Origin of the sequence: Synechococcus sp. H55.2 (genome assembly GCF_047462495.1) — a bacterium.
In the GTDB taxonomy this organism is placed as follows: domain Bacteria; phylum Cyanobacteriota; class Cyanobacteriia; order Thermostichales; family Thermostichaceae; genus Thermostichus.
In genome coordinates this window covers 24876-39234 of sequence record NZ_JANSJH010000006.1, presented here as the reverse complement: position 1 = coordinate 39234, position 14359 = coordinate 24876, and the positions used below count along the sequence as shown (strand labels likewise).

Sequence of the window (14359 nt, the reverse complement as noted above, 5' to 3'; positions counted from 1 at the left end):
CCAGAAAAAGTCCAGGGAGAGAAACTTCTCCTTCTTCGTCGCCAAACAACACGCCGTTCGCGTCAGCGGGACGGAGTCCTTACAAAAATGCACCACCCCAAAAAGACCATCAGCGCTTTCCATCGCCGCGTATAAATGTAGGCTGCAAAAGCCAGCAATAACGACAAAAAGATTGCCACTCCCTGAGACTTTTGAGAAAGGGCATAGGTGCGGCGTAGTTCTTCGTCTATGCGCTTTTGATCTTCTTGCTGGAGCAACTCTTGCAGATGCTTGTCCATAAAGGCCGCTCCCCAAAATCAGACGGCCTCATCCTAAAGATCCCTGGAAGTCCCCTATTCAAAGCCGGTTTTGGCGGGATCCCACCCTCTAGGGCGGCAAATAGTCGCCTTCCCGCGTTTCCGACTTTTGTAAAATAGGGAGGACTGTCTCCTATTGCCGGCTGCCCAGCCCGCACCAACAGATTTGCCATGACCTCAACTCCTCTTGCTGCTGCCCACGCTGTTGCTTGGGATCCCCTTGACCCGCAGGTGCGCCCGGATCCCCAGGGCCGGTTTGGGCCGTTTGGGGGCCGCTTTGTACCGGAAACCCTGATGAGCGCCCTGACGGAGCTGGAGGAAGCCTTTGAGCGGCACTGGCAGGATCCCGAGTTTCGCGCCGAGTTGCACAGCTTGTTGCGGGATTTTGTCGGGCGGCCCAGCCCGCTTTACTTTGCCCAGCGGCTTACCGAACACTACGGCGGCCCCCAGATCTACCTCAAACGGGAAGACCTCAACCACACCGGCGCCCACAAGATCAACAACGCCCTCGGCCAAGTGCTGCTGGCGGTGCGCATGGGCAAGCGGCGGATCATCGCCGAGACCGGCGCCGGCCAACATGGGGTGGCCACGGCAACGGTGTGCGCCCGCTTCGGCCTGGAATGCGTCATCTACATGGGGGCGCTGGACATGGAGCGGCAGGCCCCCAACGTGCAGCGGATGCGCCTGTTGGGCGCTGAGGTGCGCGGGGTGGAAGCCGGCACGGCCACCCTCAAAGATGCCCTCTCCGAGGCCATCCGCGACTGGGTAACCCATGTGGAGACCACCCACTACGTCATTGGCACGGTGGCCGGGCCCCACCCCTACCCGAAGCTGGTGCGGGCCTTTCACGATGTCATTGGCCAGGAGACGCGGCAGCAGTGTCAGGAGAAATGGGGAGGGTTGCCGGACGTGTTGCTGGCCTGTGTGGGCGGCGGCTCCAATGCCCTGGGCCTGTTCAACGAGTTTATCCGCGATCCTCAGGTGCGGCTCATCGGTATTGAGGCTGCCGGGGAGGGTTTGCACACATCCCGCCACGCCGCCACCCTCAGCCGCGGTCGCATTGGGGTCTTGCACGGGGCCATGAGCTACCTGTTGCAAGATGAAGAAGGCCAGGTGCAGGAGGCCCATTCCATCAGCGCCGGCCTGGATTACCCTGGCGTAGGGCCGGAGCACAGCTACCTAAAAGAGATTGGGCGGGCCGAGTACTACGCGGTTACCGACGACGAGGCGGTGGAAGCGCTGCTGCTGCTGTCGCGCCTGGAGGGGATCATCCCCGCCCTGGAGACAGCCCATGCCCTGGCCTACCTGAAGACTTTGGCGCCGCAGCTTGGCCCCCAGCAGCGGGTGGTGGTCAATTGCTCCGGGCGGGGTGACAAGGACTTGAACACCGTTTTCCAGTACCTGCAGCAGCGGGGGCGTAGCCTAGCCTAGAGTTGGGTTGCCAACCCTCTCTCCCTTGCCAAGGGGATCCCTGCCCATGTCCACCTTTGCCGTTCGCCTGCTCGGCCTACTGACCTTGTTTCTGGGGGCGGGGCTAGTGCTGCTGGTTGGATCCCAGCCAGAGGTTTCCGGGCGCGTTGGCGGGATCCCGTCCCCGGCCACGACTTTCTGGGCAGGCGCCTTGGTCGACCCCAGGGAGGAAGAGGCGAAGGGGACAGGGATCCCCGCTCCCGGCCAGCCGCCACCCCTTCCTGAGACGCTGCCGGCCCTGGCGCGGCAGGCCATCGCCCACTACTTCGCCACTGGCCAGGTGCTGCCCGCCCCAGAAGAGATCCCGCCCCACTGGCGGCGCCCGGCGGGAGTTTTTGTTACGGTGACCAGGGAGGGGCGGCCCCGCGGCTGTTGGGGCAGCTTGGATCCCGGCGGCGAGGATCTGGCCAGGGCCACCATCCGGGCAGCGGTGGGGGCTGTTACCCGCGACTGGCGCTATCCGCCCCTGCGACCTGGGGAGCTGGAGTCGGCGTCCATCCAGGTGGCCATCGTGCGACGGGTGGTGCCCATCCCCTCGCTGGAGCAGGTGGATCCCACCCGCATGGGCCTGTTCATTCGCACGGGCACGCGGGGGGCGGTGTTGCTGCCCGGAGAAGCCCTGACAACGGAATGGCAGCTTTCCACCGCCAAAAGGTTGGCCGGGATCCCTGCGGATCAGCCAGTGGAGCTGTTTCGCGTGGAGGCGGAGCTGCTGCATGAGTTTTGAGGCCCAACCCGACCGGTGGCTGGCGGCGGTGCTGGGCAACACCCACGTGCGCTGGGGCTGGTTTGTGGGGGAGACCTTGGTCAAGGTGGAACAGTTCCCTGCCCACCGGCCCTTGTCCTGGCCGGAAGAGACGGAGCTGTGGCTGGCTGCCGTTGGCTCTGCCCCTTTGCCGCCGGGATCCCCGTGGGTGCATTGCCTTGGACTCTCCCAGGTGCCGCTGCGGGATCCCTACCCCGGCCTGGGGCTGGATCGGGCGCTGGCCGTCTGGGCTGCCGGCATCCACTACGGCTGGCCCTGTCTGGTCATCGACGCCGGCACCGCCCTAACCCTGACGGGGGCTGACCCGGAGGGATCCCTGCTGGGAGGGGCGATCCTGCCCGGCCTAGGGCTGCAGGCACAGGCACTGGCCGACCACACCGCCCGCCTGCCCAAAGTGGAGTGGGAGGCAGCGGATCCCTTGCCCCCCCGCTGGGCCAGGGACACTGGGGCTGCCATCCGCAGCGGCATTCTCCACACCCTGCTGGCCGGCTTGCAGGACTTCATCGCCGACTGGCGGCGCCGCTTTCCCCAGGGGCCCCTGCTAGTAACCGGCGGCGATGGCGAGCTGCTCTACGCCCACCTGCGCCCCCTGGACAGGGAACTGCACTGGGATCCCCACCTGGTGTTGCGGGGGATCGCCGGCTGCCGTCAGTTGCACCGCGCTGCTCGGCAGTTCCCTGGTGCAGAATAGAAAACAGTCGCTTGGGGGCTTTTTATCCCCAACCCTAGAGCTCGCTCAGGCCTCCAAGGACTCTGTCCTGCTAGCGCAAACGGAGCGGGCAGCTTCTCTACCTCTTGGCAACCCAGGGATCCCATGGCCAACGGCAACTCCTTCGGCGTCTTGTTTTGCGTCACCACCTACGGTGAGTCCCACGGGGGGGCGGTGGGGGTGGTGGTGGACGGCTGCCCACCGCGGCTGCCCTTGAGCGAGGCCGACATCCAGGCGGAGCTGGATCGGCGCCGCCCCGGCCAGAGCTCCATCACCACGCCGCGCCAGGAGGCGGATCGCTGCGAGATCCTCTCCGGGGTTTTCCAGGGCTTTACGCTGGGCACGCCCATCCACATCCTGGTGCGCAACCAGGACGCCCGCCCCCAGGACTACCGCGAAATGGCCACCACCTTTCGCCCTTCCCATGCTGATGCCACCTACCAGGCCAAGTACGGCATCCGCAACTGGCAGGGGGGAGGACGGGCCTCGGCGCGGGAGACCATTGGCCGGGTGGCCGCCGGGGCCATTGCCAAGAAGATCCTGCGTCTGGCGGCAGGGGTGGAGATCCTGGCCTATGTGCAGCGGGTCAAAGACGTGGAGGCGCAGGTGGATCCCAGCTCAGTAACAGCCGAGCAGGTGGAAGCCAACATTGTCCGCTGCCCCGACCCAGAAGCGGCGGCGGCAATGATTGAGAAAATCGAAGCAGCGGCGCGGGAAGGGGATTCTCTCGGGGGAGTGGTGGAGTGCGTGGCCCGCAATGTGCCCCGCGGGCTGGGCTGCCCCGTGTTTGACAAACTAGAAGCCGACCTGGCCAAGGCGGTGATGTCGCTGCCGGCCAGCAAGGGGTTTGAGATTGGGTCGGGGTTTGCCGGCACCTACCTGACGGGCAAGCAGCACAACGATGAGTTTTACATGACCCCCAGCGGCTGGCGCACCCGCAGCAACCGCTCCGGCGGCATCCAGGGGGGCATCAGCAACGGGGAAGATATCGTCCTGCGGGTGGCCTTCAAGCCCACCGCCACCATTCGCCAGCCCCAAAGCACGGTCACCCTCGACGGGCAGGAGACGGTCTTGGCGGCGCGGGGGCGCCACGATCCCTGTGTGCTGCCGCGGGCGGTGCCGATGGTGGAGGCGATGGTGGCTTTGGTGCTCTGTGACCATCTGCTGCGCCACCACGGCCAGTGCGGATCCCTAGTCTTGCCGGAGGTGCCCATTCCTGCCGTTCCTGTGCCCCACAGTTAGCGGCAGCCGGTCGGAGCCCTTGCGGAGATCCTGATTGCGCCAGCGGGATCGAGTCTTTGTATCCTGAGAAAGAGGCGGGATCCCTGCTCATGGCCAAGGCCAAAACCGTCTGGGAGTGTAGCCAGTGCGGCGAGCGCTATCCCAAGTTTTTGGGCCGCTGCGACAACTGTGGCGCCTGGAATACCCTGACGGAGGTGGTTCTCACCCCCTCTCCCAAGTCTGGGTCACCCCAGCGTCTTGTCCCCCCGCGCAGCCGCGGCAGCGGGATCCCCCAGGCAGCCCTTCCTCTCGCTCAGGTGCACTCGGATCGCCACCCCCGCCTTTCCTCGGGCTTTGGCGAGTTCGACCGCGTGTTGGGGGGCGGCATTGTACCGGGATCCCTGGTGTTGATCGGCGGCGATCCGGGCATTGGCAAAAGCACTCTGCTGCTGCAGACTGCCGCTCATCTGGCCAAGGGCGGGCCTGTCTTGTACGTGTCGGGGGAGGAATCGGCCCAACAGATTAAGCTGCGTGCAGATCGCCTCGGCGGGACGGAGGGGCTGGGGATAGAAAGCGAGCAGCTCTACCTATTGGCCGAGACCGAGCTGGAGGCCATTCTGGCCGAGATCCAGGCTCTGCAGCCGCAGGTGACCATCATTGACAGCATTCAGGCCATCTTCTGGGGGCAGCTTAGCTCAGCGCCGGGATCCGTCTCCCAGGTGCGGGAATGTGCCGGCCTCTTGATGCGGGTGGCCAAAAAACTGGGGGTGGCCCTGCTCATCGTTGGCCATGTCACCAAAGATGGATCCCTGGCCGGGCCCAAGGTGCTGGAGCACTTAGTGGACACCGTCTTGTACTTCGAGGGGGATCGCTTTCAGAGCCACCGCCTGCTGCGCGCCGTCAAGAACCGCTTTGGGGCAGCCCAGGAAATCGGCGTTTTCGAGATGACTGCCTCTGGCTTGGTGGAAGTAGACAACCCCTCGCAGCTTTTTTTGAGCAGCCGGGATCAGGCCACGCCAGGAACAGCCACCATCGTCGCCTGTGAGGGCACCCGCCCTTTGGTGGTCGAGGTGCAGGCCCTGGTCAGCCCCACCAGCTACAGCTCCCCCCGCCGCACCGCCACCGGCATCGAGCCCAACCGCTTTCTGCAGATCTTGGCGGTGCTGGAAAAACGGGTGGGGATCCCGCTTTCCAAATACGACGCCTACATCGCCTCCGCCGGCGGCATCCAGGTGGCCGAGCCGGCTGCCGACTTGGGGGTGGCGGTGGCCGTGGCCGCCAGCTTCCGGGATCGCCAGGTGGATCCCTTTACGGTCTTGATTGGCGAGGTGGGCCTGGGGGGACAGGTGCGCCCGGTGCCGCAGTTGGAGCAGCGCCTCAAGGAAGCCGCCAAGCTGGGGTTCCGCCACGCCATCATCCCCAACAGCCCTGTTTTGTCCGACGCTGGCCTGCGCCTCAGCCGGGTGCAGCGGCTGCTGGAGGCCCTGCTGGTGGCTCTGCCCAGCTCCGAGCCTACCCAGTGAGAGGGGATCCCCAACTGGCCCAGCTCGGCAGTCGATCTTCCGCCGAGAACCAATCTGCGGGCAAATGTCATTTATATCTATAGCGTTATATAGTAAAGTTTAATGCAAGGACAGCGACTCGATCCCTGCTCGGGTGGGCACCCTATCCTACAGACACTGGCGAAAGATACTGACCAAGGATCGACCTATGGCGTTGGTGGCCCTGTTTATCTTCGTGGTGTACCTGATCGTCTCCCGCTTGAACGCCCAAGCAGAGCGCTAGCTGCTCTCCAAAAGGGATCCGGCCAAAGCTGAGGAGGTCTGGCAGGATTTTTTGTCTCTTGCCCTGCTCAAGGAGGCAAGCCCAGGGTTGGGCTTCTGTCTCTGGCGTGGGATTGGAGAAGCTCTCTGGTCACCCTTTTCCCAGCAGCCTTTGCTACCCTCGAGATGGTTTCATATCGGCTGATCGACAAACAACCGAGCAGCCCCTAGCAACCCTGCAAGGGATCCCGGCATCATGGTTTCTGCACCTTCTAGCCCCCTCAAGCCCTCGACACCAGCAGCGGAGTTTCCACCGCCGCCGCCACCGGATGTCAGCGACCTGACAATCGAGGACGACCAGCCTGTGGATAGCATCTACTCAGAGAAGCTGCAGCGCCTGCTCACCAGCGCCCTCTACGCTTCCTTTCAACCCAGGGCCAAAGACAGCGGCGAGCCGATCCCCTTCTTGGCCACGGCCAACGTCGGCCTGTTCTACGCCCTCAAGCTGCCGCCGCTGGTGCCCGATGTCATGCTCAGCCTGGAGGTGGCTCCCCCCGCCAGCTTCGAGCGCAAGGAAGATCGCACCTACTTCGTCTGGGAGATGGGCAAGCCCCCCGACGTGGTCATTGAGATTGTCTCCAACCGCGAGGGGGAAGAGCTGGGTCGCAAACTCAGGGACTATGCCCGCGCTGGGGTGGCCTACTACGGGGTGTACGATCCTTTGCGGCAACTGCGGGAACTACAGGGATCCCCGCTGGTTCTTTTTCAGCGGCGGGGGGGAGAGCTGGTTCCCTTCGATTCCACTTGGCTGGAGGAGATTGGCCTGGGCTTGACCCTCTGGCAGGGATCCTTCGAGGGCGTCAACACGGAATGGCTGCGCTGGTGTGACCGAGAGGGCCAAGTTTTGCCCACCGGCGAGGAAAAGGCCGCCCTAGAGCAGCAGCGGGCCGAAAGAGAACGCCAACGGGCCGAAAGACTTTTGGAGCTGCTGCGTTCCCACGGGATCGCGCCGCCGGAAGAGTAAAAAAAGGATCCCGTCCGTTCCTGAAATCCTCTATTCCCTTTACTCCTATGTCCACTCTCCCCAGCAGCAGTGAAGCCGCCCAACGGGCCGCCCGTCTCGAGAAAGCCCGCCACCTGCAGGAGCAAGGGATCCTGCCCTATGCCTATTCTTTCCCGGTTACCCACCTGGCCGCCGAGTTGCAGGCCCAATTTGCCGATCTCGAGCCCGGCGCCGAGCGGGAGGATGTGCAGGTGGCCGTGGCCGGACGGATCCGGGCGCGGCGGGTCATGGGCAAACTGGCCTTTTTTACCCTTCAGGATCGCTCCGGCACCATCCAGCTCTACCTAGAAAAGCAACGGCTGACGGAGCACATGGGAGAGCTGGCTTTCAAGAACCTGGACAAGCTCCTCGACGTGGGCGACTGGCTGGGAGCCAAGGGCTGTCTCAAGCGCACCGAAAAAGGCGAGTTGTCGGTGCGGGTGGACGAGTACCAGGTGCTGACCAAGGCGCTGCTGCCCCTGCCCGACAAGTGGCACGGCCTACGGGATGTGGAGAAACGCTACCGCCAGCGCTACGTCGATCTCATCGTCAACCCCGAGGTGAAGCAAACCTTGCTCGACCGGGCCAAGATCGTCCGCTCCCTGCGGCAGACCCTGGAGGAGCAGGGCTTTGTGGAGATCGAGACGCCGGTGTTGCAGGTGATCCCCGGCGGGGCGGAGGCGCGGCCTTTCATCACCCACCACAACGCCCTGGATCTGGATCTCTACTTGCGCATCGCCACCGAGCTACACCTGAAGCGGCTGGTGGTGGGCGGGATCGAGCGGGTGTACGAAATTGGGCGGGTCTTTCGCAACGAAGGCATCTCCACCCGCCACAACCCGGAGTTCACCTCGCTAGAGGCCTATCAAGCCTTTGCCGACTACCACACCATGATGGAGCTGACCGAAACCCTGGTCTGCAACGCCGCCCTGGCGGTACGGGGATCCCTGCAAATTACTTACCAAGGGGAAGCCATCGACCTCACCCCACCCTGGCGGCGGGTGACGATACAGGAGTTGGTGGAAGAGGCCACCGGCATCTTCATCGACGTGGAAAAGGGATCCACCGCCGAGCTCTTGCCCGCCCTGGCCGAGCAGGGGATCCCCGATCTCTCCCCCCAGGACTCCCCTGGCAAGCTGCTGGTCAAAGCCTTCGAGCACTGCTGCGAAAGCCGTCTGCGCCAGCCGACTTTTGTTCTGGACTATCCCCTGGAGGTATGTCCGCTCACCAAGCCCCACCGCAGCAAGCCGGGGTTGGCGGAGCGCTTTGAGCTGTTTATCGTCGGGCGAGAGACGGCCAACGCCTACTCGGAGCTGACCGACCCGGTAGACCAACGGCAGCGGCTGGAGGCCCAGGCGGCCCTGAAGGCAGCCGGAGACGAAGAGGCCCACTTTCTCGACGAGGACTTCCTCACCGCCCTGGAGTACGGCCTTCCTCCCACCGGTGGCCTGGGCATCGGCATCGACCGTCTGGCGATGCTGCTGTGCGACGCCCCTAGCATCCGTGATGTCATCGCCTTCCCGCTGCTGCGACCGGAGACAGGAGAAGGTGCGGAGGAGGCTTGAGTGGATCCCTAGAAAGGGAGACTGGCCTCTTCCAAAAGCCGACCTTGGTACTCCTGGATCTGGAGGGCAGCCTGGAAATCCTGGCAGGCCCCCTGCCAATCCCCAGAGGCAGCCCGGGCCAGGGCGCGGTTGTAGTGAGCGTTGAGGTGGCAGGGGTCGATCTCGATGGCTTGGGTGTAGTCGCGGATGGCCGCCGAGAAATCCCCCTGTTGGGCGCAAGCCCAGCCGCGGTTGTTCAAGACCCAGACGCGCTCTTGGGGATCCAGCTCCAGTTGCAGCAGTTGAGTGTAGTCTGCCAGAGCTTTGTCCGTCTGCCCTGCGCGATCCCACAAGAGAGCTCGGCAGAGCAAAGCAGTGCGCTCCTGTGGGTTCAAGGCCAGGGCCTGCGTGTAGTCGGCAATGGCCAGCTCAGGGCGATTGGCCTGCCGATGCAGATCCCCCCGTTGACGGTAGGTCAGGGCCGCATCGGCCACTCCCCAGTCCCGGTTGAGACCCAGGGCTTGGTCGAGATCCGCCAACGCCCCCTGTTTGTCTCCCAAAGCCAGATGCACCCTTGCCCGCAGGGCAAATCCTTGAGAAGACTGCGGCTGCTGCTGGATCAGCGCCGTGAAATCCGCCAGCGCCCCGGCCAGATCCCCCCTCTCTTGGTGACACAAGCCCCGGTACAGCAGGGCGGCCGTGACCAGCGCTTCCGGAGCCCCGGGGCCGGCCAGCTCCAAGGCCCGATCCAAATCGGCCACCGCCCCCTCCAAGTTGTGGCGCAGGCGGCGAACCTGGGCCCGCTGCAGGTGGGCTTCCAGAGAGAGCTTCTGTTCCCCCTCTTGGGCCTTTTCCTGGATGAGCTGGTCAAAGTCGGATTCGGCCTGCGCAGGGTGCCCCAGCTCCTTCAAGAGGGAGCCGCGGGCCAGGCGGGCCATCCCGTGGTGGGGATCCCTTTGCAGCAGGCGGTCGAGATCGGACAGGGCCGCTTCCTTCTGGCCCAACTGCAGCAGAGTTTGTCCCCGCTGCCACAGCGCTTCCCTATGGTCGGGATCCTGCTGCAAAACCCGGCTGAGATCCTGAATGGCAGAAGCCAAGTTGCCCATCTGCCGATGGGCCATGCCCCGTCCTAACCAAGCCGTCCAGTCTTGGGGATCCTGCCGCAACACCTCATCGTAGTCGGCAATTGCTTCCTGCCACCGGCCCAATTGCCGATGGAGCTCGGCTCGCTCTTGGCGCAGATCCCGCCGCTGCGGCTGCAGGCGCACCGCCTCGTTCAACTGCTCTAGGGCCGCCTGCAGATCCCCCGTCTGAGCGTGCACCCGCGCCAGATCTCGGCGAATGTCCGCTTCGGCCACGGTTGCCCCCAGCGCCAAAGCCTGGTGGTAGTCTTGGATGGCCCCCGGCCCATCTCCCAGGGCAGCCCGCACCTGGCCACGATGGAAATAAGCCAAGCCTGATTGAGGATCTCCTTGCAGAGCTTGGTCGAAATCGGCCAGCGCCCCCTGCCAGTCCCCCAGCCGCTGTCGCACCATGCCGCGGCCCAGATGGGCATTCACCAAGAGCTCCGACCCGCGCGGGATCCCAGGCCGGGCCGCCCATTGCAACACCTGCGAGAAGTCCTCACAGGCTGCCGACCAATCTTCCCGCTCCGCATGGAGTTGGCCGCGGTTGAAGTAGAGCTGGGGGTTTTGCGGATCCCGCTCCAGAGCAGCCGTGTAATCCTGTAGGGCCGCCAGCAGATCCCCCAGCAGCCGATGAACCCGCCCGCGGCTGCTGTAGGCACCGGCATCTTGGGGATCCAAAGCGATGGCCTGGCTCAAGTCCGCCAGAGCCGCGGCGACGTTGCCCAAATCGAGCTGGGCAATGCCCCGATTGAGGTAGGCTTTGGCCATCTGGGGATCCAGCTCCAGGGCACGGTTGAAGTCTGCCAGGGCGCCGCCGGGATCCCCCAGCCCCTGACGGGCCAAGCCCCGGCAGAGATAGGCCCGCGACAGCTTGGGATCCAGGCCGAGGGCCTGTTCACAATCGGCCAGCGCCGGCTCCAGAGCGTTGTTGCTCAGGTGGGCCATGGCCCGCTGCAAGTAGAGATCTGCTTGGGCAGCCGCCTCTGTCCCAGAAAGTTCGCCCGTTTCCGCAGCCCGCAGCGCTATGGCCTGAGAAAAATCTTCAACAGCCCCCTGGGGATCCCCCAACACTTGTCGGGCCAGGCCCCGCCGGTAATAGGCTTTGCCCTGGCCAGGATCCAACTGCAACGCTTGGGTGTAGTCCTCGACAGCCCCCTGCAGATCCAGCAACTGGGCCCGCGCCACCCCCCGGTTGAAATAAGCCTCTCCATCCTGTGGATCCCGTTTGATCACCTCGGAAAAATCTGCTGCTGCCCCCTGTGCATCTCCCAGATGGCCGCGCACCACGCCGCGGTTGAAATAGGCCCGCACATCCTCTGGGTTGAGCTCAATGGCCCGCGAATAATCCTCAATGGCCTGCTGCTGCTGATTCAGTTGCCGGTAAGCATTGCCGCGGTTGTAGTAGGCCACCGCCCATTGCGGGTTGAGGCGGAGAGCCTGTGTATAGTCGGCAACAGCCCCCTCGTAGTCCTCCAGCCGGTAGCGGGCGATGCCCCGGTTGAAATAGGCGCGGGCATCCCCTGCCAATTGAATAACTTGGGTGTAGTCTGCGATAGCCCCTGCCAAGTCTCCACTTTTGTAGCGGGCGCTGCCCCGCTGGCTGTAGGCGCGGCTGTTGCGGGGATCCAATTGAATGGCCAGGGTATAGTCGGCAATTGCCCCCTGGAAATCCCCTTGGCGGGCTTTCTCCTGTCCACGGGTCAAGAGGCGCGCTGCCAGAACTTGATCCACCGCCAGAACAGCTTCGTCAGGACTGGGCAGCAGGGGCCGCAGCGCCTCCAGCACCTCAGCCGCCGACTGAAAGCGCTCTTGCCAGCGGGGACAGATCATGCGATCCAAAATCTCCGCCAGCTCCTCGCTGACCTGAACCAGATCCCGCCAGATAAGCTGGCCGGTGCGGGGATCATCCCGGATCTTCTGAGGGGGACGACCGGTGAGGGCTTGGATAGCCAGAACTCCCACGGCGTAAAGGTCGCTGCAGGGCTGGGGCTTGCCGTTGAGCTGTTCCGGCGCTATGTAGCCCACCGAGCCGATCACCGTCGCCAACTGGGTCTGGCCGGGGGCAGGGCTGACCAGCCGTCCCACCTCTTTCACCGCCCCAAAGTCGATCAACACCAACTTGCCATCAGCATCGCGGCGCATCAGGTTGGCCGGCTTGATATCCCGATGGATGATCTGGTGGGCATGCACATGGCGCAGGATCTCCAAAATATCCCGCAACAGTTGCAAAACCTCGGCCTCGCCCAGCGGCTTGCCCGGGATCAGCTCCTGGCTGAGATCATGGCCGGCAACAAACTCTTGCACCAAGTAAAAATCCTGATCCTGCTCGAAGTGGGCCAGCAGGCGGGGCACTTGGTCGAAGTGATTGAGCTGGTTGAGAACCTTGGCTTCCCGCTCAAAAAGCTTGCGAGCCGTGGCCAGCGTGTAGGGATCCGTAGAGAGGGGGCGAAGGCGCTTGACGACGCAGGGGCTATCGAAGGTGTCTTGATCCACCGCCTTGTAGGTCACACCAAATCCCCCTTCCCCGAGGGGATGGAGAATGCGGTAGCGCCCCCTGAGCACAGTTCCCGCCCTGATTTTGTCTTCCATAGCCAAGCCGGTCAACTGAGCAGCGCAGCCTTTTGCTGTTTTGCAGGCTGGCTCGATTCTGCCACAGGCCGGCCCCCTTGAGCGGAGAGCCCCTGGCTCGGCGGTTGGCGGGTGTCTTAGTCTGGCTGGAGAGAAACCGCGATCTGGCCTCGCCGTTCTTCAAAATCGCCGACCAACAGTCTCACCTCGATCTGCCATTCCCCCGCCAGGGCCAGGGGCACATTCTCCACCCCAAATTGGCCGGGCCCAGCCGGCGCCACAGTGCGGCGTAAAGGGGGGATCCCCTGTTCCGGCAGAGAGAACCCAAGGGTCAGCTCCTGGGCCGGGATCCCTTTCACTTCAACCCGAATTTCATTCTCCCCAGGACGACAGGGCAGAATCCTCAGGTGCAAGTTGCCTTCCGGCCAGCTCAATTTCTCCTGGCAGGACGAGACTACCCCAGGGCCAGGGGGAGCCTGGGCCACGAGGAAGCTGGTCAAGGCCAGCACCAGAACGAGCCCCACCAGCTCTAGGCGGACGATCCGGCGCAGGGATCGAGCCGCCGCCCAGACCCCCGACCGCAGCGCCGGCAGCAGCCGCAACTTGTTGTGGGCGGCCAACCCTAGGATCATCAGCACCAGCAGCAGCTTGGCCCAGAGGTACTGACCGTAGGGATGATCCCAGTCCCAGCCGCGGTGGATCCCCCCCATTCCCACCCCTGCCAGCACCAGCCCCGGCACGGCCCAGGTGGCCACGTCGGAAAACCGCTGGATGAGGCCTACTGCGGGGGGAGTCAACTCAAAGACTCCGTCCCGCTGGCGCGAATGGCTTAGCAGGCGCTCCAGCCCCCACAACCCCCCCAACCAAAAAGCCGAGCCGGCCAGGTGCAGCCCCAAGAGGGCCATCGTCCCTGCTGGATACTCGCTGGTGAGGGCATGGCCGATGGGCAAAAACGAGCCAATCACCGCCATCGACCCCAATCCGCTGGCCCAGCCAGGGCCGCCCTCGCAGGCCCAGATCAGGATCCCTAGCCCCACCAGCCGCAGCCCCGTGCCCCAACCATAGGGAGAGGCCAGCACGCTCAGCAGCTCCGGCCCGGCAAAGTGGGGGTAGAGCTGGGCCAGGTGCAAACTCAAAGCCACCAGCGTCAGGCTGAGGGTGAGCCAGGCAGCCGCAAAAGCCCAGGCCTCGGCAGAGAGCTCTATTTCATCTGCAGCGCCCGACCGCCCCCGCACCAGCCGCCACCAGCCCAGCACGCCCACCACAAACAGGCTGCCCAGGTAGATCCCCCAGCGCACTCCCACCAGCGGCCAATAGAAGGGATCCCCCGCTTGGGCTGCCCTCGCCGCCTGCAACAGCCCCGGATCCGCCGTCCCCACCTGAAAGGCAAACGAACCACTCACCGGATGGGAATCGGCAGAGATGGCCCGCCAACTGACGATGTAAACCCCTTCCGGGATCTCCGCCGGCAAATCCCCCTGCGGTGCGTTGCCCGTGCCGACCAAGTTTTCCAGGGGCAGCACCTGGCCGTTGCCGTCCAGAACCTGGAGCTGCGTGAGCTGCACAGGTTCATTGAAGACCAGCCGCACCTGCGCCGGCGCTTCCTGCAGCATCGCTCCATCTTCGGGAAAGGTGGAGAGCAAGCTGGCATGGGCAAAAACGGGCTGGATCCCGCCCACCCACAGCAGGGTGCCCAGGAGACCAACCCGAATCCAGAAGAGGATCCCCTTTTGCAAAAAAGACATGATTCCAGCGGCAACCCGGCTAGCGAGCGCCATGGCCGTGGCTGTGTCCCTGTCCGTGGCCGTGGGTCTCTCCTTTGTCCGTCAGCTTCAGCAGCGGCGCCGGCTCTG

At 64.3% G+C, this 14359-nt stretch carries 10 protein-coding genes; 7 read left to right on the top strand and 3 right to left on the bottom strand.

Annotated elements, in window-relative coordinates:
- Window positions 1-62: 62 nt before the first annotated feature.
- On the bottom strand, window positions 63-278 hold the full coding sequence (locus tag NW844_RS01700; RefSeq protein ID WP_414332928.1) for a hypothetical protein: 216 nt from the start codon (window positions 276-278) through the stop codon (window positions 63-65).
- 189 nt (window positions 279-467) lie between these two features.
- Here NW844_RS01700 and trpB point away from each other — a divergent pair, with 189 nt between their 5' ends.
- From trpB to lysS, 7 genes are all read left to right on the top strand, one after another.
- Window positions 468-1727, top strand: a complete 1260-nt coding sequence (trpB, locus tag NW844_RS01695; RefSeq protein WP_414332926.1) for a tryptophan synthase subunit beta — start codon at window positions 468-470, stop codon at window positions 1725-1727.
- Window positions 1728-1734: 7 nt separating this feature from the next.
- Window positions 1735-2493, top strand: coding sequence for an AMMECR1 domain-containing protein (locus NW844_RS01690; RefSeq protein ID WP_414332924.1), 759 nt, complete (start codon window positions 1735-1737; stop codon window positions 2491-2493).
- Window positions 2483-3223 carry a pantothenate kinase gene (locus tag NW844_RS01685; protein WP_414332922.1) on the top strand — a complete coding sequence of 247 codons (741 nt, stop codon included), beginning with the start codon at window positions 2483-2485 and terminating at the stop codon, window positions 3221-3223. Before NW844_RS01690 ends, NW844_RS01685 begins: the two co-directional genes overlap by 11 nt.
- A 123-nt stretch (window positions 3224-3346) precedes the next feature.
- Window positions 3347-4483: a chorismate synthase gene (gene aroC, locus NW844_RS01680; RefSeq protein ID WP_414332920.1), complete on the top strand. Its 1137-nt coding sequence runs from the start codon at window positions 3347-3349 to the stop codon at window positions 4481-4483.
- 89 nt (window positions 4484-4572) lie between these two features.
- Complete coding sequence (gene radA, locus NW844_RS01675) at window positions 4573-5985, top strand: DNA repair protein RadA (RefSeq protein WP_414332951.1); 1413 nt, start codon at window positions 4573-4575, stop codon at window positions 5983-5985.
- Between the two features lie 496 nt (window positions 5986-6481).
- Window positions 6482-7249, top strand: coding sequence for a Uma2 family endonuclease (locus NW844_RS01670; protein ID WP_414332919.1), 768 nt, complete (start codon window positions 6482-6484; stop codon window positions 7247-7249).
- A gap of 47 nt (window positions 7250-7296) precedes the next feature.
- The gene (gene lysS, locus NW844_RS01665) at window positions 7297-8832 is read left to right on the top strand and encodes a lysine--tRNA ligase (protein ID WP_414332918.1); all 1536 of its coding nucleotides are present in this window, start codon (window positions 7297-7299) and stop codon (window positions 8830-8832) included.
- Between the two features lie 8 nt (window positions 8833-8840).
- Here lysS and NW844_RS01660 read toward each other — a convergent pair whose 3' ends face one another.
- Entirely contained in the window at window positions 8841-12527 is a 3687-nt protein-coding gene (locus tag NW844_RS01660; protein WP_414332916.1) for a tetratricopeptide repeat protein, read from the bottom strand.
- Between the two features lie 116 nt (window positions 12528-12643).
- Window positions 12644-14251, bottom strand: a complete 1608-nt coding sequence (locus tag NW844_RS01655; protein ID WP_414332914.1) for a copper resistance CopC/CopD family protein — start codon at window positions 14249-14251, stop codon at window positions 12644-12646.
- Between the last annotated feature and the right edge of the window lie 108 nt (window positions 14252-14359).